The sequence below is a fragment of the Brevundimonas albigilva genome, assembly GCF_023573565.1.
Lineage (GTDB): Bacteria > Pseudomonadota > Alphaproteobacteria > Caulobacterales > Caulobacteraceae > Brevundimonas > Brevundimonas albigilva.
On record NZ_CP097649.1, the window covers coordinates 2,468,953 to 2,493,670 of the forward strand.

16 protein-coding genes, 1 tRNA gene and 1 riboswitch are annotated in these 24,718 nt (G+C 71.2%); of the genes, 11 read left to right on the plus strand and 6 right to left on the minus strand.

The window, feature by feature from the left end:
• Positions 1-10: 10 nt before the first annotated feature.
• The 3 genes from tsaD to M8231_RS12325 are packed head-to-tail and all read left to right on the plus strand — an operon-like array spanning position 11 to position 2,555.
• Positions 11-1,150, plus strand: a complete 1,140-nt coding sequence (gene tsaD, locus M8231_RS12315) for a tRNA (adenosine(37)-N6)-threonylcarbamoyltransferase complex transferase subunit TsaD (protein ID WP_249751941.1) — start codon at positions 11-13, stop codon at positions 1,148-1,150.
• Between the two features lie 26 nt (positions 1,151-1,176).
• The gene (locus M8231_RS12320; protein ID WP_249749693.1) at positions 1,177-2,175 is read left to right on the plus strand and encodes an NAD(P)H-dependent glycerol-3-phosphate dehydrogenase; all 999 of its coding nucleotides are present in this window, start codon (positions 1,177-1,179) and stop codon (positions 2,173-2,175) included.
• On the plus strand, positions 2,172-2,555 hold the full coding sequence (locus M8231_RS12325; RefSeq protein ID WP_249749692.1) for a Rieske (2Fe-2S) protein: 384 nt from the start codon (positions 2,172-2,174) through the stop codon (positions 2,553-2,555). Before M8231_RS12320 ends, M8231_RS12325 begins: the two co-directional genes overlap by 4 nt.
• Positions 2,556-2,570: 15 nt before the next feature.
• Here M8231_RS12325 and thrB read toward each other — a convergent pair whose 3' ends face one another.
• From thrB to M8231_RS16940, 3 genes are all read right to left on the minus strand, one after another.
• Positions 2,571-3,515, minus strand: coding sequence for a homoserine kinase (gene thrB / locus M8231_RS12330; RefSeq protein WP_250201554.1), 945 nt, complete (start codon positions 3,513-3,515; stop codon positions 2,571-2,573).
• 3 nt (positions 3,516-3,518) lie between these two features.
• Complete coding sequence (locus M8231_RS12335; RefSeq protein ID WP_250201555.1) at positions 3,519-5,264, minus strand: amino acid kinase family protein; 1,746 nt, start codon at positions 5,262-5,264, stop codon at positions 3,519-3,521.
• A gap of 103 nt (positions 5,265-5,367) precedes the next feature.
• Positions 5,368-5,493, minus strand: coding sequence for a hypothetical protein (locus M8231_RS16940; protein ID WP_283843605.1), 126 nt, complete (start codon positions 5,491-5,493; stop codon positions 5,368-5,370).
• A 189-nt stretch (positions 5,494-5,682) separates the two neighbouring features.
• A riboswitch (SAM riboswitch) is annotated at positions 5,683-5,795 on the plus strand.
• 77 nt (positions 5,796-5,872) lie between these two features.
• Between M8231_RS16940 and metX the strand changes: the two genes are divergently transcribed.
• The 3 genes from metX (at position 5,873) to M8231_RS12350 (ending at position 8,250) form a co-directional block, all read left to right on the plus strand.
• Positions 5,873-6,946 carry a homoserine O-succinyltransferase MetX gene (gene metX, locus M8231_RS12340; protein WP_250201556.1) on the plus strand — a complete coding sequence of 358 codons (1,074 nt, stop codon included), beginning with the start codon at positions 5,873-5,875 and terminating at the stop codon, positions 6,944-6,946.
• Positions 6,943-8,124 carry a cystathionine gamma-synthase gene (gene metB, locus M8231_RS12345; protein WP_250201557.1) on the plus strand — a complete coding sequence of 394 codons (1,182 nt, stop codon included), beginning with the start codon at positions 6,943-6,945 and terminating at the stop codon, positions 8,122-8,124. The genes metX and metB overlap by 4 nt, the downstream gene beginning before the upstream one ends.
• A gap of 51 nt (positions 8,125-8,175) precedes the next feature.
• Positions 8,176-8,250, plus strand: a tRNA-Glu gene (locus tag M8231_RS12350).
• Positions 8,251-8,269: 19 nt separating this feature from the next.
• Here M8231_RS12350 and M8231_RS12355 read toward each other — a convergent pair.
• Together M8231_RS12355 and M8231_RS12360 are read right to left on the minus strand one after the other, a co-directional pair.
• On the minus strand, positions 8,270-10,639 hold the full coding sequence (locus M8231_RS12355; protein WP_250201558.1) for a glycoside hydrolase family 3 N-terminal domain-containing protein: 2,370 nt from the start codon (positions 10,637-10,639) through the stop codon (positions 8,270-8,272).
• Between the two features lie 109 nt (positions 10,640-10,748).
• Positions 10,749-11,531: a ZIP family metal transporter gene (locus M8231_RS12360; protein ID WP_250201559.1), complete on the minus strand. Its 783-nt coding sequence runs from the start codon at positions 11,529-11,531 to the stop codon at positions 10,749-10,751.
• A gap of 65 nt (positions 11,532-11,596) precedes the next feature.
• On the opposite strand from M8231_RS12360, the gene proB reads away from it, so the two are divergent.
• Together proB and M8231_RS12370 are read left to right on the plus strand one after the other, a co-directional pair.
• Entirely contained in the window at positions 11,597-12,763 is a 1,167-nt protein-coding gene (proB, locus tag M8231_RS12365) for a glutamate 5-kinase (protein WP_249749686.1), read from the plus strand.
• The gene (locus M8231_RS12370) at positions 12,760-14,022 is read left to right on the plus strand and encodes a glutamate-5-semialdehyde dehydrogenase (protein WP_250201560.1); all 1,263 of its coding nucleotides are present in this window, start codon (positions 12,760-12,762) and stop codon (positions 14,020-14,022) included. Before proB ends, M8231_RS12370 begins: the two co-directional genes overlap by 4 nt.
• A 96-nt stretch (positions 14,023-14,118) precedes the next feature.
• Here M8231_RS12370 and M8231_RS12375 read toward each other — a convergent pair whose 3' ends face one another.
• Positions 14,119-16,548, minus strand: a complete 2,430-nt coding sequence (locus M8231_RS12375; RefSeq protein ID WP_250201561.1) for a membrane-bound PQQ-dependent dehydrogenase, glucose/quinate/shikimate family — start codon at positions 16,546-16,548, stop codon at positions 14,119-14,121.
• Positions 16,549-16,778: 230 nt separating this feature from the next.
• On the opposite strand from M8231_RS12375, the gene M8231_RS12380 reads away from it, so the two are divergent.
• From M8231_RS12380 to M8231_RS12390, 3 genes are read left to right on the plus strand one after another with little or no spacing between them, the layout of a single operon-like run.
• Complete coding sequence (locus tag M8231_RS12380) at positions 16,779-18,209, plus strand: NAD(P)-dependent oxidoreductase (RefSeq protein WP_250201562.1); 1,431 nt, start codon at positions 16,779-16,781, stop codon at positions 18,207-18,209.
• Entirely contained in the window at positions 18,206-22,717 is a 4,512-nt protein-coding gene (gltB, locus tag M8231_RS12385) for a glutamate synthase large subunit (protein ID WP_250201563.1), read from the plus strand. The genes M8231_RS12380 and gltB overlap by 4 nt, the downstream gene beginning before the upstream one ends.
• A gap of 32 nt (positions 22,718-22,749) precedes the next feature.
• The gene (locus tag M8231_RS12390; RefSeq protein ID WP_284150789.1) at positions 22,750-24,075 is read left to right on the plus strand and encodes an ammonium transporter; all 1,326 of its coding nucleotides are present in this window, start codon (positions 22,750-22,752) and stop codon (positions 24,073-24,075) included.
• Positions 24,076-24,718: the final 643 nt, after the last annotated feature.

Here is a 24,718-nt window from a genome sequence, read left to right on the forward strand (position 1 = left end):
CCCGATGGAGATGTCCGCCGACTATAGCAGCGACGCCGCAGCGGCAACCGGACGGGATGTCCGCCCCCTGACGGTGCTGGGCCTGGAGACCAGCTGCGACGAGACCGCCGCCTCGGTGGTGCGGCTGCATCCGTCGGCGCGGGGCGGCCGGGCCGAGGTGCTGTCCTCGATCGTGCACAGCCAGATCGACGACCATGCGGCCTATGGCGGCGTGGTGCCCGAGATCGCCGCGCGCAGCCATGTGGAGATGATCGACGGCGTCGCCCGCCGCGCGATGGCGCAGGCGGGACTGGACCATGCAGACCTGGACGGGGTGGCGGCGACGGCGGGGCCGGGCCTGGTCGGCGGGGTCATGGTCGGCCTGGGCTACGGCAAGGCGGTCAGCCTGGCCCGCGGCCTGCCGCTGGTCGCGGTGAACCATCTGGAAGGCCATGCGGTTTCCGCCCGGCTGGGAGCCGAGGTCGCCTATCCCTTCCTGCTGCTGCTGGTCTCGGGCGGGCACTGCCAGATCCTGGAGGTGCGCGGCGTGGGCGACATGAGGCGCATCGGCGCCACCATCGACGACGCCGCCGGAGAGGCCTTCGACAAGATCGCCAAGGCCCTGGGCCTGGGCTATCCGGGCGGGCCGGCGCTGGAGCGGCTGGCGCAAACGGGCGACGGCTCGACGATCGACCTGCCCCGCGCCCTGCTGGGCCGCAAGGACTGCGACTTCTCCTTCTCAGGCCTGAAGACCGCCGCCTTCCGCGTCGCCCAGACCTGCGAGACGGAGCAGGACAAGGCCGACCTGGCCGACGCCGTCCAGGCCGCCATCGCCCGGCAGCTGTCGGAACGGTCCGAACGGGCGATGCAGGCCTATGCCGAAACCCACGACCATCGGCTGTTCGTGGTCGCGGGCGGGGTGGCCGCCAACAAGACGATCCGGCGCACGCTGGAGGCGACGGCGACGCGACACGGCTTCGACTTCCTGGCGCCGCCGATGGCCTATTGCACGGACAACGCCGCCATGATCGCCCTGGCCGGGGCCGAGCGGCTGGCGCTGGGGCTGACCAGCGACATCGACGTCGTCGCCCGGCCGCGATGGCCGCTGGACGAAGCGCGCGCCTTGTCCGATCCTTCGCACCGAACCGGGCGCAAGGGCGCAAAGGCTTGACCGTCAACAAAGGCTTGGGAGGGCCCATGGAATTCCGCACGGCGGGTGTGATCGGCGCGGGCGCCTGGGGCACGGCCCTGGCCCAGGTCTGCGCGCGGGCGGGGCTGGCGGTGACGCTTCAGGCGCGCGAGGCCGAGGTGATCGACAGCATCGCCGCGCGGCGCGTCAACGAGGCCTTCCTGCCCGGGGTGGAACTGGATCCCGCCATCCGCGCCACGTCCGACATGGCCGAGCTGGCGGGTTGCGACCTGATCCTGGCCGTGCCGCCGGCCCAGCACATGCGCGCCACCCTGGCGGCCTTCGCGCCCCATGCGCGACCCGAGGTTCCGATCGTCCTCTGCTCCAAGGGAATCGAGCGCGGCTCCCTGAAGCTGATGACCGACGTGCTGTCCGAGACCCTGCCCGAGGCGACCGCCGCCGTCCTGTCCGGGCCCAGCTTCGCCGCCGAGGTGGCGCGCGGCCTGCCCTCCGCCGTCACCCTGGCCTGCGCCGACGGCGCCCTGGGCGAGGCGCTGTTGAACACCCTGTCGGCGCCGGCCTTCCGGCCCTATCTGGCGACCGACCTGATCGGCGCCGAGGCGGGCGGCGCGTTGAAGAACGTCCTGGCCATCGCCTGCGGGATCGTGGAGGGCCGCCAACTGGGCCGCAGCGCCCATGCGGCGGTCATCACGCGCGGCTTCGCCGAGATGACGCGCCTGGCGGTGGCCCTGGGCGGCGAGGCCGAGACGGTGGCGGGCCTGTGCGGCCTGGGCGATCTGGTCCTGACCTGCTCCAGCCCGCAATCGCGCAACATGAGCCTGGGCCTGGCCCTGGGCCAGGGGCAGAGCGTCGAACAGGCCCTGGCCGGCAAGCGGTCGGTGGCCGAGGGCTATGAGAGCGCGCCGGCCGTCCGCGACCTGGCCGCGCGCCTGGGCGTGGAGATGCCCATCGCCGAGATCACCGCCGCCCTGCTGGCCGGAGAGACGACGGTCGACGGCGCCATCGAGGCCCTGCTGTCGCGTCCGCTGAAGGCCGAACGGATTTGACGGATGCGCCCGCCGCGCCCGCCGAGCGCCCGCGCGTCTGGAAGACCCCGCCGGGCGTGGCCCTGTGCGCCGAGGACGACATCGCCGATCCGGGCTCGCGCGGCTTCGTGCTGCAGATCGGCGAGGCCTTCTTCCACGGCTTCGTGGTGCGAAAGGACGGCCAGGTCGCCGGCTGGATCGACCGCTGCCCCCACGCGGGCTTTCCCCTGGCGATAGAGCTGGACCGCTATCTGACGCCCGACGCCGCCCTGATCCTGTGCGGATGGCACGGGGCGGTGTTCGAACCCCTGACCGGCGAATGCCGGGGCGGACCGTGCGCGGGGGGACGGCTGACGCCGTGGCCGGTCGCGGCCTCGGGCGGGGTGATCCGCACGGCCTGACTTCACGCGCCGCTTCTAGGCCGCCTCCCGGGCGCGCCAGTGGTCGAGCCGGTTCAGGAAGACGGCCGGATCCTTGGGCGTCACCAGGTTGGACGGGTCGTGGAAGATGCGGTCGTGCAGCCGCGTCAGGGTGAAGCGCAGCGCCGCCGCCTCGCCCAGCCGCGGCAGGGCCTGGCGTTCGGCCTCGCTCAGCGGCCGCACGGCCTCGTAGCCGCGCTGGAAGGCGGCCAGGGCGTCCGGCGTCGCCCGCCCGTCCGCATCGAACCCCCAGGCCGACAGGGCGATGGCCAGGTCATAGGCCAGGGCGCCGGTGCAGCCGAAATAGAAGTCGATAACGCCCGACACGGCGCCGTCCTCGAACAGGACGTTGTCGGGAAAATAGTCGGCATGGATCGCGCCGGTCGGCAGGTCGTCGGCGAACGGATCGCCCAGCCGCGCCAGGGCGCCTTCCACCCGGTCCAGCAGCAGCCGGTCCTCGCCCGAGGCGCCGACGGCGCAGCGGTCGGCCAGGCGGCGCCAGGCCGGCGGCCCCACCGGATTGCTCCTGCGGCCCGCATAGCCCTCGGCCGCCTGGTGCAGGCGGGCCAGGACGGCGCCGGCGGCGGCTTGGTCGGCCGGCGACGGCTGGCGCAGCCAGGCGCCGGTCTTCCATTCGATCACCGCGGCCGCGCGCCCGTTCAGCCGCCCCAGCCAGCCCCCGGACCGATCCGCCACCGGCCGCGGTGCGGGAAAGCCCCGATCGGCCAGATGCGCCGTCAGCCCCAGGCAGAAGGGCAGCGACGCCTCGTCCGTGCGCCCCTCAAACAGGGTCAGGACGAAGCGGCCGCGATCGGTCTCCAGCCGGTAGTTGGTGTTCTCCACCCCCTCGGCGATGGGCGCCAGTTCGACCGCCCGGCCCAGTTCGTAGCCGGCCAGCCAGGTTTGCGCCTGATCGAGGGTGACGGGGGTGAAGACGGCCATACGCTAGTTTAGCCCGGCGTCGGCGCGGCGCGCGCGCACGATCTCGGCCAGGTCCGCCATGATGCTCTCGGTGGTGGCCCAGCGTCCGGCGCCCCGGCCGCGGCAGCGCCATACCCGTCCGTCGGCGTTCCAGACCTTCAGCGCATTGCCCTCGCCGCTCAGGCTGGAGAACAGCGGATCGCCGTGGTCGGCCGTCAGCCGCACCGACGGCTCCAGCGCCGCGCCGTCGCGGCGGCAGGCGCCGATCTGGCGCACGCCCGGCGCGGCCTCCGTCTGGTCCGACAGATGGTCGCGCGGAACGGCATCGGCGTCGGGCGAGACGCCGAACGCCTCATAGGCCAGCAGGCGCACCTTGGCGGCGGCGTCCAGCCCCTCCAGGTCGGCGGACGGGTCCTCCTCGGCGAAGCCGGCGGCGCGGGCGTCGGCCAGGGCCTCGGCGAAGGCGGCGCCGTCGACCAGCCGCTCCAGCATGAAGTTGACCGTGCCGTTCAGCACCGCCTCGAAGCCGGCCACCTCGCCGGCGGCGCGGGCCGCGCGCACCGTCTCGATCATCGGCGAGCCGCCGCCGACCGAGGCCGACCAGAACACCCGCCGCCCCTTCTGATAGGCCAGGGCCTGCAGCCCGGCCGGATCGCGGCTGACCGCCTGCTTGTTGGCGCTGGCCACGTCGCAGCCGGCCTCCAGGGCCTTGCGGATCAGGGCGTGGCCGGCCTCGCCCTCCGACAGGGCCTCCAGCACGATGTCAGGTTTTCTTGACAACAGGACGTCGGCGTCGGCGGTGAACAGATCGGGCGGACAGGGCACGTCGCGGGGCTTGTCCGGGTTGCGCACCAGCACGCCGACCACGTCGTACCGGGGGTCGTTCAGCAGCCGGCCCAGGACGCCGCCGCCGACCACGCCGCAGCCCGCGACCGCCACCTTCAGCGGCGGCAGGGCCGGGGCCGGTCCGGGCGGGGCCGACTTCTGACCGATCACCGTGCCGTCGGCGCGGTCCAAGGCCGCCACCTCGATCTCCACGCCGCGTTGTTCGCCCAGGTCGATGGCGTCGTGCTGAACCAGGGCGCCGCCCAGCTTGCGCGCGACATCCCACGACGCCCGGCGATAGCGCAGGGCCGGGGCGGTGTTGTCGTTGGGATCGTGGTCGTAGAGGCCGTCCACGTCCTTGACCAGCCGCACCCGGTTCAGCCCCAGCTCCGCCGCCAGGAACACCGCCGTCAGGTCCGATCCGCCCCGCCCCAGCAGGGCGACCCGGCCATCGGGGCGCACCGCGCCGAAGCCGGGGACCACCACCACCTCGTGCCGGTCCAGCGCCTGTTTCAGGTGATCGGCCCGAAGCCCGCACGGCCGCGCGTGCTCGGGCTCGCCCTCCGCCACGATGCCCAGTTCGCGCACCGACAGGGCGCAGGCGTCCAGGCCCACCCGGTCGCAGGCCACCGCCGTCAGCGCGGCCGACTTCTCCTCGCCCAGGGCGACATAGCCCGGCAGCAGGGCGTTGGAATGGGGCAGGCCCAGCGCCCGGGCCTCGGCCAGCAGGCGGTCGGTCGCCCCGGCGAAGGCGGACACCACCGCCACCACCTTGCGGCCCGCCCGGACGTGGCCGTAGCAGGCCGAGGCCACCAGCGGCGCGTCGTCCGGGCTGCGAAGGATGGAACTGCCGAACTTCAGCACCACGACTTCGGGCGCGGCCTGCACGGCGGGTTTGGGCTTGGGCGCGTCGGGATTTTCGACCAGGGCGAGGGAGGCGGACATCGGGGTTTCTCGGATTTTTCGGTGAAGGGCGTGGGGTGAAAAGAAAAACCCCGCCAGGCGGACCGGGCGGGGTTCGGGTTCTGCGGGGCCGGATTTCGGCGCGCTAAACTCGTCCCGCCCGCGAGGGCATGGTGGTGGTGGTCATACCGGTGCCGATAATCATGCCGAAGCGCGTCGCGGCGAGGCCGGCGACGGCGAGGGTTTCGGCGATGATCGAGCGCTGGAGCACAGGGCGGGATCCGGTTGAAATCTTGCCTCAGGGTGATGCAGGTCGATGCAGGGCGTCAAGCCCCTCTGCACGATTTTTTCATCTGGAGCGGTTTATGGTCCGTTTCGGACAGTCTGGCGCGAAGGCGCGGGGCTGATTGGGTTGAATTTTTCTCTTGACGAAAGCGGCCGCCTGCACCATCCCTAAAAGCACTCATCAAGACCGGCTGAGGGATTAGGCCCTTTGACGCCGGGGCAACCATCGGGTTCCGCCCGAAACGGTGCCAACTCCTGCGGGGTCCCCTGGGCCGCGAGAGATGAGTGGAGCATCGACGAGGCGATGCCCCACGATCTGTCACCGTATCGAGCCTTGCTGAGCGAGACGATGCGGAAGACGATTGATGACCCTGGCTGAAACATCCCTGCTCGAAGAGCCCTTCTGTCGGTCCCAGCCGACCGAAACGCCCGTGCGCGCGCCCGCTCCGCCGGTTCGCGAACGGGGCGGCGCCCGCGACGTCGTCGTTCCCCTCCCCGCCGATTTCCGCCTGGCCTCGGGCGAAAAGCTGAACCAGTCCAGCATCGTCGGCCGCGTCCACGGCCGCGCCGGCGCCCCGGTCGTGGTGGTCGCGGGCGGCATTTCGGCCGGACGCTTCGTGCATCGCACCGAGACCAACGGCCTGGGCTGGTGGTCGGGCGCCGTGTCGGTGCGCGGCCCGATCGACCTGTCGCGCTTCCAGGTCCTGTCGTTCGACTTCGCCCCCGGCTCCGAGCCCGAGCCCGGCGTCCCGGCCGCGCCCGTCACCATCACCACCCAGGACCAGGCGCGCCTGCTGGCCCTGCTGCTGGATCATCAGAAGGTCCAGCGCGTGGCCGCCTTCGTGGGCTGCTCCTACGGCGGCATGGTCGCCCTGGCCTTCGCGGAGCTGTTCCCCGACCGGGCCGACCAGTTGATCGTCGTCTCGGCCGCCCACCGGGCCCATCCGCAGGCGACGGCCTGGCGCGGCATCCAGCGCCGCATCCTGCAGTTCGCGGTCGCCGCCGGCCGCCCGGAAGAGGGGGTCGCCCTGGCCCGCGAGCTGGCCATGACCACCTATCGCACCGCGGAAGAGTTCGACGACCGTTTCGACAGCGCCGCCCCCGCCGCGGCCGGCGACAACTATCCGATCTGCGATTATCTGACGGCGCGGGGTCAGGCCTACCGCACCCACACCACCCCGGCCCGCTGGCTGTCGATGTCGGATTCGATCGACCGCCACAGCGTGACGCCCGAAGCCATCTCGACCCCCGTCACCCTGATCGGCTTCACCTCCGACCGGCTGGTGCCGATCGACGACATGCGCGAGCTGGCCGCCCGCCTGCCGACCCTGTGGCGCTTCGTCGAGGCGCCCTCTCTCTACGGCCACGACGCCTTTCTGAAGGAGGACGCCTTCGTCGGCGACATCCTCCGCACCGCCTTCAAGGACATCAAAGCATGACCCGCTTCGCCTCCCCGCACACGATCGCCGCCCGCACGGGCGTGGATTCGGACACGGCGCACGGCGCGGTCATGCCGCCGCTGTATCTGTCGTCGAACTATTCCTTCGCCGGCTTCGAGCAGAAGCGGAAGTACGACTACAGCCGCTCGGGCAATCCGACCCGCGACGTCCTGGCCGAAACCCTGGCCGAACTGGAGGGCGGCGCCGGCTGCGTCATCACCGCCACCGGCATGGCCGCGGTCGATCTGCCGCTGGCCCTGCTGGAGCCCGGCGACCTGCTGATCGCGCCGCACGATTGCTACGGCGGCACCTGTCGCCTGCTGAACGCCCGCGCCAGAAAGGGCCATTTCGAACTGCTGCTGGTCGATCAGGGCGACCCCGTCGCGCTGGAAGCGGCCCTGGCGCTGAAGCCCAAGCTGGTCCTGGTCGAGACGCCGTCCAACCCCCTGCTGCGCCTGGTCGACGTGGCCGACATCTGCACCCGCGCCCATGCGGCCGGGGCCAAGGTGGTGTGCGACAACACCTTCCTGTCGCCGGCGCTGCAGAACCCGATCAAGCTGGGCGCCGACTTCGTGGTCCATTCGACGACCAAGTTCATCAACGGCCACTCCGACGTGGTGGGCGGGGCCGTCGTCTCGGCCGATGCGGCGGATCATGAACAGCTGGCCTGGTGGGCCAACTGCACCGGCGTGACCGGCTCGCCCTTCGACGCCTATCTGACCCTGCGGGGGGTCCGCACCCTGTTCGCCCGCATCGAGCGCCAGCAGGCGACCGCCGGCCGCATCGCCGAGCTGCTGGACGCCCACCCGGCGGTCAAGGCGGTCTGCTATCCCGGCCTGAAGTCGCACCCGAACCACGCCCTGGTCGCCGCCCAGCAGGCCGGGCCGGGCGCCATGCTCAGCTTCGAACTGGCCGGCGGGACCGGGGCCGTGCGCGATCTGGTCGAAAGCCTGGAGATCTTCACCCTGGCGGAATCGCTGGGCGGGGTCGAAAGCCTGATCGCCCACCCGGCCACCATGACCCACGCCGCCATGACGCCGGAGCAGCGGGCCACCGCCGGCATCGGCGACGGCCTGGTGCGGCTGTCGGTCGGGCTGGAGCATGTCGAGGACCTGATCGCCGACCTGATCCCGGCGCTGGACGCCCTGGTCGACCAGCCCGAGGCCGCCGCGGCGTAATTTCCTCTTGCGGAGAAACGCGAACCGGGGCAAATGCGCCGCCCCGGCCGCGGTCCCTTCGTCTATCGGTTAGGACGTCAGGTTTTCAACCTGAAAAGAGGGGTTCGATTCCCCTAGGGACTGCCACCGGCGCCTCCGCCCCTCGTCAGCGCTGATCGCCCACCGGGGTCTGGCCTTCGGGGGCCGTGACGCGGAAGGTGGCGACGGGTCCGCCCTGGGCCGAGGGCGCGACCCAGACGTCGAACAGCCCCGGCTCCACCACCGATTCCAGATCGGCGTTGATGAAGGTCAGCTGCGACGGCCGCAGGTCGAAAGCGACGCGCGCCGACTGGCCGGGCTGCAACAGCACCGCCTTGAAATCCTTCAGCAACCGCCCCGGCTGGGTCAGGCTGGCCACCCGGTCGTGGACATACAGCTGCACCGTCTCCTCGGCCGCCCGCGCGCCGCGGTTGGTGACCGTGACGGCCACCTCCAGCGTGCCGTTCAGCGGCAGCTCCGACGCGCTCAGCTCGACCGCGCCATATTCGATCCGGCCGTAGGTCAGGCCGTGGCCGAACGGATAGAGGGCGGTGTTGGGCGTCTCGCGATAGCGGGCCTTGTACTCCTCCTCCTCCAGGTTCGGATCGGCGGGACGGCCGGTGTTCTTGCGGTCGTAATAGAAGGGCTGCTGGCCCGAACGCCGGGGAAAGCTGACCGGCAGGCGCCCTGACGGCCCGAAGTCGCCGAACAGGATGTCGGCGATCCCGCGCCCGGTCTCGCTGCCCAGGAACCAGGTGACCAGGATCGCCTGGGCGTTGCGCACCGCCCCGCTCAGCGCCAAAGCCCGGCCGTTCTTCAGCACCACCACCACCGGCTTGCCGACGGCCGCGACCGCCTCGGCCAGCTGCTGCTGCGCCTCGGGCACGACGATGTCGGTGCGCGACTGGGCCTCGCCCGACATCCGCTGGCTCTCGCCGATGGCCAGGACCACGACGTCCGCCGCGCGCGCGGCCGCGACGGCGGCGTCGATCCCGCCGTCCAGCGCCCCCTCCACGCCCGAACCGCGCGTCACCGTCAGCAGCGACGGATCGGCCATCGCCTCGCGCAGCCCGACGTCCAGCGCCACCCGCCGGCTCTCGTCGCCCCAGATGGTCCACGGCCCGAACACATTGTCCACGTCGTCGGCGAACGGCCCGATCAGGGCGATCCTCTGGCCGGCCTTGCTCAGCGGCAGAAGGTCGCCGTCGTTCTTCAGCATGACGATGGATTCGCGCGCCGCCTCTCGCGCCAGGGCGTAGTGGGCCTGCGATCCCACCATGGCCTGCTCGCGCACCGGGTCCGTGCCGCGGTAGGGATCGTCGAACAGGCCCAGCGCGGCCTTGGTCCTCAGCACCCGGCGCACCGCCTGGTCCACCCGCGCCATCGGCACGGCGCCGGAGCGCACCAGTTCCGGTATGTGCTGCAGGAACAGGCCCGAGACCATGCTGACGTCCACCCCGGCCATGATCGCCAGGCGCGTGGCGTCGCGACCGTCTTCGGCGAAGCCGTGGGCCACCAGCTCCTGCTCGGAGGTGTAGTCCGACAGCACGAAGCCCTGGAAGTTCCAGTCGTCCCGAAGGATCTCGGTCAGCAGCTCGTGATTGGCCGAGGCCGGCACGCCGTTGACGTCGTTGAAGGCGCTCATGATCGCCAGGCAGCCGGCGTCCACCGCCGCCTTGAACGGCGGCAGGAAGACCCCGCGCAGCGTCTGCTCGCTCATGTCGGTGGTGTTGTATTCCACCCCGCCGATGGCGGCGGAATAGCCGGCCATGTGCTTGGCGGTGGCCAGGATGGCGTCGGGATGGTCCAGCCCCTCGTCCCCCTGGAAGCCGCGCACGCGCGCGGCGGCCAGAAGGTTGTTCAGGGTCACGTCCTCGCCGGCGCCCTCGACCACCCGGCCCCAGCGCTGGTCGCGGGCGACGTCGACCATCGGCGCATAGGTCTGGTGCACGCCCGACGCCGCCAGCTCCAGCGCGGCGGCCTGGGCCGTGCGCCGCGCCAGTTCGGGATTGAAGGCCGCCGCCTCGGCCAGCGGCACGGGAAACACCGTCTTCAGCCCGTGGATCACGTCGGCGGCGAACAGCAGCGGTATGCCCAGCCGGCTCTCCTCCACCGCCACGCGCTGGATGGTCCGGCCCATGGCCGCGCCGACGCCGTTGAACAGCGACCCGACCTGGCCGGCCCGGATCATCGCCGTGACCCGGCCCGGATCGCCCTGGCCGTCCAGTGGATTGACGTTCTGCGGCCGCCAGCGGAACGGATCGGCCAGCAGGTTCAGCTGGCCGGCCTTCTCGTCGATCGTCATGCGCGCGATCAGATCCTCGATCCGGGCGGCGTGACGCTCGACGGCCGAGGGCTGGGCCGAATGAGGGGAGCGGGCGGTCTGGGCGAACGCGGACATGGCCGGGCCTCCAACGCCCATGATCGTCATCAGGCTGAGGCCGGACAGGACGCCGCGTCTGGAGGGCGCGGCCCTGAGGGGTCGGGTCGAACTCATGGGGCTCCGTGGCGATCGGCGATCTTCCCCCTCGCCTTGTCCCAAGGCCTAGCCTTGGCGCCCCCGCCCCGTCCAGCCCCGATTGCGTCGCGCGGCGACGCGCGGGCGGCTATCCCAGGGCGATATCCAGGAACATCATCCCGACCAGTCCGATCATCAGGCCGATCATCGAGCCTTCGCCCTTGGCGCGCCCGCGCGTCTCGGGAATGATCTCGGCGGTGACGACATAGATCATCGCCCCGGCGGCCAGGCCCAGGCCCCACGGCAGCGCGCCCGGCAGCAACCCCACGACGCTGGCCCCGATCAGGCCCCCGATCGGCTCCACCAGGCCCGACGCCGTGGCCGCCGCGAAGGCTGGCCAGCGGCCGTAGCCCAGGCTGGCCATGGCCGCCGACACGGCCAGGCCTTCGGGCATGTTCTGGATGCCGATGCCCAGCGCGGTCGCCAGGCCCTGGTTCATGTCGCCGCCGCCGAAGCTGACGCCCACGGCCGCCCCCTCGGGGAAGTTGTGCAGGGTGATGGCGATGATGAACAGCCAGATGCGCCGCGCCAGATCGCGCGACCCGGCAGGACCGATCGCCAGCATGTCGACCGGCGCGAACCGGTTCAAAAGGCCGATCACCGTCGCGCCGATCAGCACCGCCGCGGCCATGGCGGCGGCGGCCGTTCCCTTGCCGGCGCCCCCGTCCTGAAGCACCGCCACGCCGGGGATGATCAACGAGAAGAACGAGGCCGCCAGCATCACCCCCGCGGCGAAGCCCAGCAGGACGCGCTGGGTCTGTTCGCCGGGCCGCCGGAAGAACAGCATGGGCACGGCGCCCAGCGCCGTCATCATGCCCGCCGCCAGGCTGCCCAGGGCGCCCAGGGCGATCGGAGAGAGGGTTTCCATCATGTCCCCTGCTGTGACCGGACCGCGCCGATGAGACAAGTCGGCAATATCGCGTTACAAGGGCGCAGATGTCCGCCGCAACGCCCTCCGCCGCCCGAACACCCGATCACACCGCCGCCTCCGCCCTCGCCGCCGCGCGGCGCATCGTCGTCAAGATCGGCTCGTCGCTGCTGATCGACCCGGCCTCGCGCGGGGTCGCGCGCGAATGGCTGACGGCGCTGGCGACCGAGCTGGCGGCCTTCCGCCGCGACGGGCGCGAGGTGATCGTGGTCTTTTCCGGTTCGGTCGCCCTGGGCCGGGGCCGCCTGGGCGACATCGGCCGGCGCGTCCACGACAAGCAGGCCGCCGCCGCCGTGGGCCAGTCCCTGCTGATGGCCGCCTGGCAGGAGGTGTTCCAGCCGCACGGCCTGACGGTCGGCCAGGTGCTGCTGACGCGAGACGACACCGAACGCCGCCGCCGCTGGCTGAACGGGCGCGCCACCATCGAGGTGCTGCTGGCCCATAACGTCATTCCCATGGTCAACGAGAACGACACCGTCTCGACCGAGGAAATCCGCTACGGCGACAACGACCGGCTGGCCGCCCGCGCGGCCCAGCTGACCCATGCGGACCTGCTGATCCTGCTGTCGGACGTCGACGGCCTCTACACCGCCGACCCGCGCCGCGACCCGTCGGCCCGGCACCTGCCCCTGATCGAGGAGTTGACGCCGGAAATCCTGGCGATGGCGGGCGGGGCCAACGCCTCGGCCGGGGTCGGCACCGGCGGCATGGCCACCAAGCTGAAGGCGGCCCAGATCGCGCGTTCGGCCGGTTGCGCCACGGTGATCGCGTCGGGCCAGACCATCGCGCCGCTGAGCGCCATTCGCCAGGGCGCGCGCGCCACCCTGATCGATGCGCCCGACAGCCCGATGGCGGCCTACAAGCAGTGGATCGCGGGCAGCCTGGCGCCCGCCGGCGAGCTGAAGCTGGACGCCGGCGCCGTGGCCGCCCTGCGCAAGGGCAAGAGCCTGCTGCCGGCGGGCGTGACCGCCGTGATCGGCGACTTCGCCAAGGGCGACTGCGTTCAGATCACCGACCCGGACGGCGCCGTGATCGGGGTGGGCCTGGCCGCCTATCCCGCCGACGAAGCCTTCCGCATTCGCGGACGGCGCAGCGACGAGATCCAGTTGCTGCTCGGCCACCGCGGCCCCGCCGCATTGATACACAGAGACGACCTGGTGCTGGACAAGCGATGACCGACCTGACGACCGCCATGACGGGCCTGGGCCGCCGGGCCCGCGCCGCCGCCTCGGCCCTGCGCCAGGCCCCGGCCGATGCGCGCACCCGCGCCCTGACCCTGCTGTCCGAAAAGCTGGGCGACGCCCAGGACGACCTGCTGGCCGCCAACGCCCGCGACGTCGAGGCCGCCCGCGCCAACGGCATGAGCGAGGCCCTGCTGGACCGTCTGACCCTGACGCCGGCCCGCGTCGCCGGCATGGTCGAGGCCGTCGCCGTCATCGCCGCCGTGCCCGACCCCCTGGGCGTCGAGACCGAGCGCTGGACCCCCGCCAACGGCCTGGACATCGCCCGCGTCCGCACCCCCATCGGCGTGCTGGGCGTCATCTACGAAAGCCGGCCCAACGTCACCGCCGACGCCGCCGCCCTGTGCATCCGTTCGGGCAACGCCGCCATCCTGCGCTGCGGTTCGGACTGCCTGCAATCGTCCCTGGCCATCGCCGGGGTCGTCGCCGAGGCCCTGTCCGAAGCGGGCCTGCCCGCCGACGCCGTCCAGCTGGTCGACACCCCCGACCGGGCGGCCGTGGGCCTGATGCTGGGCGGTCTGGACGGCGCCATCGACGTCATCGTCCCGCGCGGCGGCAAGAGCCTGGTCGCCCGCGTCCAGGCCGAGGCGCGCACCGCCGTGCTCAGCCACCTGGAGGGGCTGAACCACACCTATCTGCACCGGGCCGCCGATCCCGACGCGGCGCGCGCCATCGCGGTCAACGCCAAGATGCGGCGCACCTCGGTCTGCGGCGCCACCGAGACCCTGCTGGTGGATCGCGCCGCGGCCGAAAGCCTGCTGCCGGCCGTGGCCGCCGACCTGATCGCCGCCGGCTGCGAACTGCGCGGCGACGAGGCCGCTCGCGCCCTGGTGCCCGAGATGACGCCCGCGACCGAGGCGGACTGGACCACCGAATATCTGGCCCCGATCCTGGCCGTGCGGGTGGTCGACGACCTGGACGCCGCAACCGACCACATCGCCCGCTACGGCTCGGGCCACACCGAGGCCATCGTCACCGCCGACGTGGAGGCGGCCGAGCGGTTCGCCGCCCAGGTCGACAGCGCCATCGTCCTGGTCAACGCCTCGACCCAGTTCGCCGACGGCGGCGAGTTCGGATTCGGCGGAGAGATCGGCATCTCGACCAACCGCCTGCACGCCCGCGGCCCCGTCGGCGCCGAGCAGCTGACGACCTATAAATACGTCGTCCGCGGCCAGGGCCAGATCAGGCCGTGACAGCAGGAAGCCGGAGACGTCTCCGCCTCCGGCTCCTCGCCGTCTACCTCATCCGGGCCTCAAGCCGCGCCAAGCGCGATAGGCCCATAGGAGAGCCTAGGCTCTACCTTCGGGCAGAGCATAGGCGATCACGTAGTCGCCTTCCGGCGTCTCCATGAAGTGGTGGCCGCCCGCCATGATGACCAGGTATTCGCGGCCGTTCTGCTCATAGATCATCGGATTGGCCTGGCCGCCCGCGGGCAGGACGTCGGACCAGACGGTCTTGCCGGTCTCGATGTCGATGGCGCGGATCAGGTCGTCGGTGGCCGCGGCGATGAAGATCAGGCCGCTGGCCGTCACCACGGCGCCGCCGTTGTTGGGGGTGCCGATCTCCAGCGGCAGCATCGAGGGGATGCCCCACGGGCCGTTCTTGCGCGCCGTGCCGAACGGACGGTCCCACAGGGTCTGGCCGGTCCGCATGTCGATGGCGGTGATGCCGCCATAGGGGGGCTCCTTGCACAGCAGGCCCGTCCACTTCACGCGCCAGCCGGCGTTGACGTCGATGGCGTAGGGCACGCCGATCTGCGGGTCGCCGGCGCCTTCGCCCTTGGACAGGCTGCCGCCGCGCTCGGCCGCCTGCTTCTGCTGGGCGATGTAGCGCGGGTCGTCGCGCGGGAACCAGCCCTTCTCGTTGGCCTCGGCGCGCGGCACCAGCCGGTTGTAGTTGGGCATGTCGTTGTAGTTGGCCACGATCACGCCGCGCACCGGATCGACCGCCACGCCGCCCCAGTCCGAGCCGCCGTTATAGCCCGGATAGTTGATGTAGTGGTTGGTCGAGGGCGGGGTGTAATAGCCTTGATAGTTCGCCTTCTTGAAGTTGATGCGGCAGAACATCTGGTCGATCGGGGACATGCCCCACATGTCGGCCTCGACCAGGTTCGGCTTCCTCAGGGTGGCGAACAGCGAGAAGGGCTGGGTCGGCGAGCGCTGGCCCTGTTCGGTCCCGCCGGTCGTCGGCACGGGCCGTTCCTCCACGCGGTGCAGCAACTGGCCGTTGGCGCGGTTGAAGACGTACATGTCGCCCTGCTTGGTCGGCACCAGCAGCGCCGGGACCACGCCCGCCGCCGTCGGGAAGTCGATCAGCGTCGCCTGCGAGCCGTGGTCGAAGTCCCACACGTCGTTATGGACGGTCTGATAGTGCCAGCGCGGCTTTCCGGTGGTCACGTCCAGCGCGACGATGGAGGTCGAATACTGCTTCTCCAGCGGGCGGCGCGAACTGGACCAGTAGTCGGCCGCGGAGTTGCCCATCGGCAGATAGACCAGGCCCAGGTTTTCATCGACCGAGGCGGTCGTCCACATGTTGGGCGTGCCCGGCGTATAGGTCTCGCCCTCCGGCGGCAGGCCGTTGCGGTCGGGCCGCATCATGTCCCAGGCGAAGCGCAGCTCGCCCGTCTCCACGTCGAAGCCCTGGATCACGCCTGAGGCGTTCCACCGCTTCTGGCCGTCCAGCACCTGGTGGCCCGTGACGATGACGCCGCGCACGATGACGGGCGCCGAGGTGATCGACACCATGCCCGGATAGGGATCGCCCATGCCGACCTTGATGCTGACGGCGCCGTTCTGGCCGAAGGCCGGGCACGGACGGCCCGTGCGGGCGTCCACGGCGATGATCCGCCCGTCCAGCGTGCCTTCGATGATCTTGATGGCGCAGGGTTCGGCCGGATTGGCGTTCGCCCGGGCGTGATAGGCCACGCCGCGGCAGGCGGCGGTGTAGGGGATCTGGTCGTCGGCGACCTGGGGATCATAGGTCCACTTCTGCTGGCCCGTATTGGCGTCCAGGGCGAACAGCTTGTTGCGGGCCGAGCACAGATAGACGGTGTCGCCGACCTTCAGCGGCGTGGTCTCCGCCCCCCATCGCTCGCCCGGCAGGTCGCCGGTGCGGAAGGTCCAGGCGCGTTCAAGCCGGCCGACGTTGTCCTTGTTGATCTGGGTCAGCGGGGTGTAGCGCTGGGCGCTGTCGGTGCCGCCCCAGGCGGGCCAGTCCGCGCCCGTCTTCAGCAGGGCGGGGTCGTTGTAGGCGCCGCGCGCGCCCGGCACCGGATGGTCGACCTGGGCCTTGTTGGCCTGGGCGATCACGACGCCGAAGATCAGGGTCAGCACCGCCAGGCCCGCCGCCGATCCGGCCGCCAGCCGGCCCGCGCCGCGACGCAGCGCCGGCAGGGTCGCGATGACCAGGAACATCAGCACCAGCGGTCCCACCAGGCGCGGCACCAGGGCCCAGCCGTTCAGACCCTTTTCCCAGAAGGCCCAGATCAGCGTCGCCAGGAAGGTCGCGCCGTAGATCCACGCCCCGCGCACGTCGCGCAGGATCAGCAGCACGCCCGACGCGATCAGCGCCAGCCCCGCGATCAGATAGTACCAGGAGCCGCCCAGGGTCGCGAGCTGCACCCCGCCGACGGTCAGGATCAGGCCGATCACGGCGAGCAAGACGCCGAGAAGCAGCGTCAGCCAGCCCCCCAGACCGGTTGGTGTTGTCCATCGTGGCATGAGAGCCCCCTGAAACTGCTGATCAAGGAACGGCAACGCTCGCTGCCAGAGGGAGTTCCAGATTGTCGCAGGCGGGAACCAAAAACTCTGTTGCGCTGCACACCGCCCTGTCAGCATCTTTTGATGCCTCAAACGCAGGTTTTGAAATATTATTTCTTTTTACGGACGATAACGCCGGTTACGCCAATATTATTTGCCTTGAATGTCTCGTTTGCGGCATATGCGACGCCGTGACACACAAGACCATAACGCCAGGCGGGACTTTCGTCGTAGAGCCGCGCCGCCTCTCGAAGGCCTCCGCCGAACTGCGCGCCCGCGGTTTCGGCGAGATCACCCTGCCCCCGTCCACCGAGACGGCCGAGAAACAGGCGTCGCGCTGCACCGACTGCGGCGTGCCGTTCTGTCAGAACGCCTGCCCGCTTCAGAACAACATCCCCGACTGGCTGCGCCTGTCGGCCGAGAACGAGGTGCGCGAGGCCTGGCGCGTGTCGTCCCAGACCTCGACCATGCCTGAAATCTGCGGCCGCATCTGCCCGCAGGACCGGCTGTGCGAAGGCGGCTGCACCCTGAACCAGTCCGGCTGGGAAGCCGTCACCATCGGCTCGGTCGAAGCCTGGATCGCCGAACAGGCGTGGCGGAACGGCTGGGTCGAACCGATCCGCCCCCTGGCCGAACGCGGCGAGAGCGTCGGCGTGATCGGCGCCGGCCCGGCGGGCCTGGCGGCGGCCGACCGGCTGCGCTGCGAAGGCTATCAGGTCACCGTCTATGACCGGCACGACCGGGCGGGCGGCCTGCTGATCTACGGCATCCCCGGCTTCAAGCTGAAGAAGCACGTCGTCCAGCGTCGCGTCGACCGCCTGGCCGAGGGCGGGGTCGAATTCGTCCTGGGCTGCGAGGTCGGCAAGGACGTGACCCTGAGCGAACTGCGCGACCGCCACGACGCCGTGCTGCTGGCCATGGGCGTCTATCAGCCGCGCATCCTGTCGGCCCCGGGCCGGGGCCCGGACTCGACCGTGGAGGCGCTGCAGTACCTGACGCACCAGAACCGTCGCGACCTGGGCGACGCCGAACAGGACGGCTGGCACGAGGCGCGCGACAAGCGCGTCGTGGTGATCGGCGGCGGCGACACGGCGATGGACTGCGTCCGCACCGCCGTCCGCCAGGGCGCCCGCAGCGTCACCTGCGTCTATCGCCGCGACCGGGACAACATGCCCGGTTCGGCCCGCGAGGTGCAGAACGCCGAGGAGGAAGGCGTCGTCTTCGAATGGCTGGCCGCGCCCAAGGCGCTGCTGTCCCAGGGCGACGCCGTGACCGGCGTGCGCGCCCAGCGCATGGCCCTGACCGAGGCCGCGCCGGGCGAGCGTCGCAACATCGCGCCCGTCCCCGGCTCGGATTTCGACATTCCCGCCGACATCGTCATCGAGGCCCTGGGCTTCCAGCCCGAGCCCTTCGCGGCGCACGAGCCCGACCTCAAGCTGCGCGACGACGGCACGATCAAGGTCGGCGCCGTCAGCTTCGCCACCAGCCTGCCCGGCGTGTTCGCCGCCGGCGACGCGGTGCGCGGGGCCTCGCTGGTCGTGTGGGCGGTGCGCGAAGGACAGGACGCCGCCGCCGAGATCGATCGTTACCTGAAGACCCGCACCCAGGAGGTCGCGGCGTGACCTGGCTGAACCAGTACGAAGAAACCCGCGCGCGGCTGGAAGCCGGCCACGCCTATGACCGCGCGTCCGAACGCGACGCCTGCGGCGTCGGCCTGGTCTGCTCCATCGACGGCAGCCCGCGCCGCGACGTGGTCGACTATGCGATCCGCAGCCTGAAGGCCGTGGCCCACCGGGGCGCGGTCGATCCAGACGGCCTGTCCGGCGACGGCGCCGGCGTCATGGTCGAGCTGCCGCAGGGCTTCTTCGCCGACCAGGTCGCCTCCATCGGCCAGTCGGTGCGCCCTGGCCCGATCTGCGTCGGCCAGATCTTCCTGCCGCGCACCGACCTGGGCGACCAGGACCGCGCCCGCGCCATCGTCGAGACCGAGGCGCTGCGCGCCGGCTTCTGGATCTATGGCTGGCGCCAGACGCCGGTGGACCTGTCCGTGGTCGGGACCAAGGCCGGGGCGACCCGTCCGGAGATCGAACAGATCATGCTGGCGCCCCCGCTGGACGACGCCGGCCGGCCCCTGGACGGCGAGGCGCTGGAGCGCGAACTGTTCCTGACCCGGCGCCGCATCGAGAAGACCGTCAAGACCGAGAACCTGCAGGGCGTCTATATCTGCACCCTGTCGTCGCGCTCGATCGCCTACAAGGGCATGGTCCGCGCCGAACTGCTGGGCGACCTCTATCCGGACCTGGAAGACCCGCGCTTCGTCTCGGCCTACGCCGTCTTCCACCAGCGCTATTCGACCAACACCTTTCCGGAATGGCGGCTGGCCCAGCCCTTCCGCATGCTGGCCCACAACGGCGAGATCAACACGCTGAAGGGCAACCTCAACTGGATGAAGTCGCACGAGATCCGCATGGCCGCCCAGGCCTTCGGCGACCGCGACGGCGAGGTGAAGCCGGTGGTCCAGCCGGGCGGGTCGGACTCGGCCTCTCTGGACAACGTCTTCGAGGTGCTGGTGCGCGCCGGCCGCCCGGCCCCGATGGCCAAGGCCCTGCTGATCCCCGAGGCCTGGGCCAAGGACGACGTGGTGATGCCCGAGGCGCACCGCGCCTTCTACGCCTACTGCAATGCGGTGATGGAGCCGTGGGACGGCCCGGCCGCCATCTGCGCCGTCGACGGCCGCTGGGTCGTGGCCGGCAAGGACCGCAACGGCCTGCGGCCCCTGCGCGCGGTCGAGACGGTGGACGGCCTCTTGATGGCCGGCTCCGAGGCCGGTCTGGTGCCGATCCCCGAGAGCCGGGTGAAGCGCCGTCTGCACATCGGCCCCGGCAAGCTGATCGCCGTCGATATGGCGAACGGCCGGCTCTATGACGAGCACGAGGCCGTCGAGGCCCTGGCCGCCGCCCATCCCTATACGGACTGGCTGGACAACATGGTGGACCTGGAGCCGATCATCGGCCCCGGACCCGAGCCTCGCTCGGCCCAGGGCGAGGCCCTGACGCGCCGCCAGATCGCCGCCGGCTTCAGCCGCGAGGACCTGGACCTGACGCTGGATCCGCTGATCCGCGACGGCAAGGAGGCGGTCGGCTCGATGGGCGACGATGCGCCGCCCGCCGTCCTGTCGGCCCTGCCGCGCCCGCTGTCGCACTATTTCCGCCAGAACTTCAGCCAGGTCACCAATCCGCCCATCGACCCGCTGCGTGAAGCGGGGGCGATGAGCCTGAAGACCCGGTTCAAGAACCTGGGCAACATCCTGGCCGAGGAAGAGGCCCAGACCGACGTCTTCGTGCTGGACAGCCCCGTCCTGACCAACGGCATGTACGACCGGATGCTGGACACCGTCGGCGCCGGCGCCACGGCCGTCATCGACTGCAGCTACGACGTGCCGGCCGACGACGCGCGGCCCGGCGCCGGGCTGCGGGCGGCGCTGGACCGCATCATGGACGAGGCCGAGGCCGCCGCCCGCGACGGCGCGGCCCTGATCGTCCTGACCGATCAGCACGGCGCGGCCGAGCGCCTGGCCGCACCGATGATCCTGGCGACCGCCGGGGTTCACGGTCGCCTGACCAAGGTCGGGCTGCGCACCTATTGCTCGATCGTCGTGCGCACCGCCGAGACGCTGGATCCGCACGGCTTCGCCGTCCTGGTCGGGGTCGGCGCCACCACCGTCAACGCCTGGCTGGCCCAGGACCTGTTCCAGGAGCGTCTGGACCGAGGCCTGTATCCCGGCCTGACGCTGCGCGACGCCTGCCTGAACTACAAGAAGGGGATCGAGGCCGGACTGCTGAAGACCCTGGCGCGCAAGGGCATCAGCGTCATCTCCGCCTATCGCGGCGGCTGCGAGTTCGAGGTGCTGGGCCTGTCGCGCGCCCTGACGGCCGAGTTCTTCCCCGGCGCCCCGTCGCGCATCTCCGGCATCGGCCTGGCCGGGCTGGAGCAGGCGGCCATGAAGCGCCACCGCCTGGCCTGGGGCGAGGCCCAGCCCGTCCCGTCGATCGGCGGCTTCTTCAAGATCCGCTCGGGCGGCGAGGCCCACGCCCACGAGGCGCGGACCATCCACCTGCTGCAGGACGCCTGCAACCGCGGCGACTACCGTCGCTTCAAGCAGTATTCCGAGGTGGTGCGGAACCAGCCGGACCTCAGCCTGCGCGACCTGCTGGACTTCCGCGAAGGCGCGGCCATTCCCATCGACCAGGTCGAGAGCGTCTCGGACATCCGCAAGCGGTTCCTGACCCAGGCCATGTCGCTGGGCGCCCTGGGGCCGGAGGCGCACGAGACGCTGAACATCGCCATGAACCGCATCGGCGCCCGTTCGGTCTCCGGCGAGGGCGGCGAGGATCCGGAGCGCTATCACCCCCGCCCGAACGGCGACGACGCCAATTCGGCGGTCAAGCAGGTGGCGTCCGGCCGCTTCGGCGTCACGGCCGAATATCTGAACCAGTGCCGCGAGATCGAGATCAAGGTCGCCCAGGGCGCCAAGCCCGGCGAGGGCGGCCAGCTGCCCGGCTTCAAGGTCACCGAATTCATCGGCCGCATGCGCCACGCCGTGCCCGGCACCACCCTGATCAGCCCCCCGCCGCACCACGACATCTATTCGATCGAGGACCTGGCCCAACTGATCTACGACCTGAAGGCGATCAATCCCGACGCCCGGGTCACGGTGAAGCTGGTGTCCGCCTCCGGCATCGGCGCCATTGCGTCCGGCGTGGCCAAGGCCAAGGCCGACGCCATCCTGGTCGCCGGCCACAACGGCGGCACCGGGGCCTCGCCCCAGACCTCGATCAAGCACGCCGGCCTGCCGTGGGAAATCGGTCTGGCCGAGGCGCATCAGGTTCTGACGCTGAACAATCTGCGCGGCTCGGTCACGCTGCGGACCGACGGCGGCCTGCGCACGGGCCGCGACGTGGTCGTCGCCGCCCTGCTGGGCGCCGAGGAGTTCGGCATCGGCACCACGGCCCTGATCGCCATGGGCTGTCTGATGGTGCGCCAGTGCCATTCCAACACCTGCCCCGTCGGCGTCTGCTCGCAGGACGAGCGGCTGCGCGAGAAGTTCACCGGCACGGCCGACAAGGTCGTCAACCTGGTCACCTTCATCGCCGAGGAAACGCGCGAGATCCTGGCCTCCATCGGCGCCCGCACCCTGGACGAGATCATCGGCCGCACCGACCTGCTGCGCCAGGTCCATCGCGGCGGATCGCATCTGGACGACCTCGACCTGAACCCCCTGCTGGTCCAGGTCGACGAGGGCGCGGCCGGCAAGTGGGCCGACAAGGCGGCGAGAAAGCCCATAGAGGACAGCCTGGACGCCCGCGTGCTGAAGGACGCGGTGCGCTTCCTGGATCGCGGCCAGACGCTGGAGCTGTCCTATCCGCTGAACAACACCCAGCGCACGGTCGGCGCCGCCGTCTCCTCGGCCATCGTCCGCCGCTTCGGTCCGCAGGGACCGACCGGGCGGCTGCGGCTGAAGCTGGAAGGCATCGCCGGCCAGAGCTTCGGCGCCTTCGCGGCCAGGGGCCTGGAACTGCACCTGACCGGCGAGGCCAACGACTATGTCGGCAAGGGGCTGTCGGGCGCCGAAATCTCCATCCGCACGCCGGAATGGCGCCCGAACCAGTTGATCTGCGGCAACACCACCCTGTACGGCGCGACCTCGGGCCGGCTGTTCATCGCCGGGGCGGCGGGCGAGCGGTTCGCCGTGCGCAACTCCGGCGCCGAGGCCGTGGTCGAGGGCCTGGGCGCCCACGGCTGCGAATACATGACCGGCGGCCGCGTCGTCGTGCTGGGCTCGGTCGGCTGGAACCTGGCCGCGGGCATGAGCGGCGGCGAACTGTTCGTCTGGGACGCCGACGGCGCGGCGGCCAAGGCCCTGAACGGCGACCTGGCCGGCTTCGCCGACATGGACGAGGCGGCGGCCCAGCGGCTGCAGAGCCTGATCCGCGCGCATCTGGACGTCACCGCCTCGCCCCTGGCGCGCCGCCTGCTGGCCGACTGGCCGACGGCCCTGGGACAGTTCACGCGGATTCTTCCGCTGACGGAGATTGTCAGACAGCCGGAACGGCTCAAGACTTCGGCCTGACCGCCTTCGCTCTCTCCCCAGGGTTCACGCCGATGAAACGACACGTCGCCCTCGCCGCCGCAACCGCCGCCGGGGCGGCGTCCCTGGCCTGTCCGGCCCTGGCCCAGACGCTGACCCAGGGGGCCCTTCTGGCCCACCAGGCGCCGCTCCAGATCGACGGGGCGGCCACGGCCTGGATCCTGACCGCCACCGCCCTGGTCCTGATGATGACCCTGCCGGGCCTGGCCCTGTTCTACGGCGGCATGGTCAGGAAGAAGAACATCATCAGCGTCATCGCCCAGTCCGCCGCCGCCTTCGCCGTGGTCAGCGTGCTGTGGTTCATCGCGGGCTACAGCCTGTCGTTCGGCGCCGGACCGGCCGCCGTGGACGGCTTCGTCGGCGGCCTGCAGGCGGCCTTCCTGAACGGCGTGACGATGCGGACGGCGCATGGCCTGCTGCCCGGCCTGCCCGAACTGCTGTTCGTCAGTTTCCAGATGACCTTCGCCATCATCACCCCGGCCCTGATCGCCGGCGCCTTCGCCGAACGGATGAAGTTCTCGGCCAGCGTCCTGTTCTTCGCCCTGTGGCACCTGATCGTCTATGCGCCGATCTGCCACCAGGTCTGGGGCGGCGGCTGGATCGGGTCGCTGGGCGTGCTGGACTTCGCCGGCGGGGCGGTTGTCCACGTCAACGCCGGGGTCACGGGCCTGGTCTGCGCCCTGGCGCTGGGGCCGCGGCACGGCTTCGGGCGCGACAACATGGCGCCGGCCAACCTGGCCTACAGCGCCATCGGCACGGGCCTGCTGCTGGTCGGCTGGATCGGTTTCAACGCGGGGTCCGCCGGGGCCGCCGACGCCCTGGCCGCCGCCGCCGCCTTCAACACCCTCTTGGCCGCCGCCAGCGCCGCGATCGGCTGGATGGTGGTGGAATGGATCGAGCGCAAGCGCCCGACCTTGCTGGGCCTGCTGTCGGGCATCGTCGGCGGTCTGGTCGCCATCACCCCCGCCGCCGGCTTCGTCGACCCCAAGGGCGCCTTCTTCATCGGGCTGATCGCCGGCCCGGCCTGCTACGCCGGGGCGGTGTGGCTGAAGCGCGCCTTGAAATACGACGACAGCCTGGACGCCTTCGGCGTGCACGGGATCGGCGGGATCGTCGGCGCCCTGCTGACCGGCCTGTTCGCCACCACCGCCGTCAATCCGCTGGCCGAGGGCGCCACGGTGTGGAAGCAGGCCGTGGGCCTGCTCGGCGTCATCGCCTGGAGCGCCGCCGGCGCCTATCTGGTGCTGACCATCTGCCGCCTGACCACCGGCCTGCGCGTGACCAAAGAGCAGGAGATCGAGGGCCTGGACTACACCCAGCACGGCGAAGCCATCCACTGACCTGAACGCCCTCTCCCGTCCCCGTCCTGCCTCCCTCTCCCATCATCCTCGGGCTTGACCCGAGGATCGGGCGTGGATCGGGCCGTACGTCGCTGTCTTCGCACCTGCGGCTGAACCTCCGATCCCCGGGTCAAGCCCGAGGATGACGGGTGTGGAGGACGGCGGGAATGCGAGGTCGGAACCCGCCAACTCTCCAAGTGACGCTGCCTCGACCGCAACGATTCCAACGGCTTGCCTGATTCTCGCGCCCCCCAGCCCGCCTGAGCTGGAAACCGTGCCATGCTTTCCTCGTCCCGTCGCACCGGAGGGCTCGTAAGGCCTGCGACCTTGCGGCGGCGGGAGCGGAGGAAGCGGGGGCGGGTCTGGAACGGCCCGCGCCGCCTCGCCGGCCGGCGCACCGGACGCGCGAGGCGGAGGGTCGAGGGGGATACTCGGCCGCACCCGGACGGTTCTCGCAGGAGCCGCCGGCCCGCCGCAGGCTTATGGGGTTAGGCGATAAGACCGCCACCACTCGGCGCCCCGAGCTTGCAGGTCAATCCTCCGCGCGGAGCGTCGAACTTCGTCGAAACGGTACTCACATCACAGACCTCCGGGCGAAGGCCCGGCGCTCCGCCCGGCCCTCCAAACTCCGCCCGGAACGGCG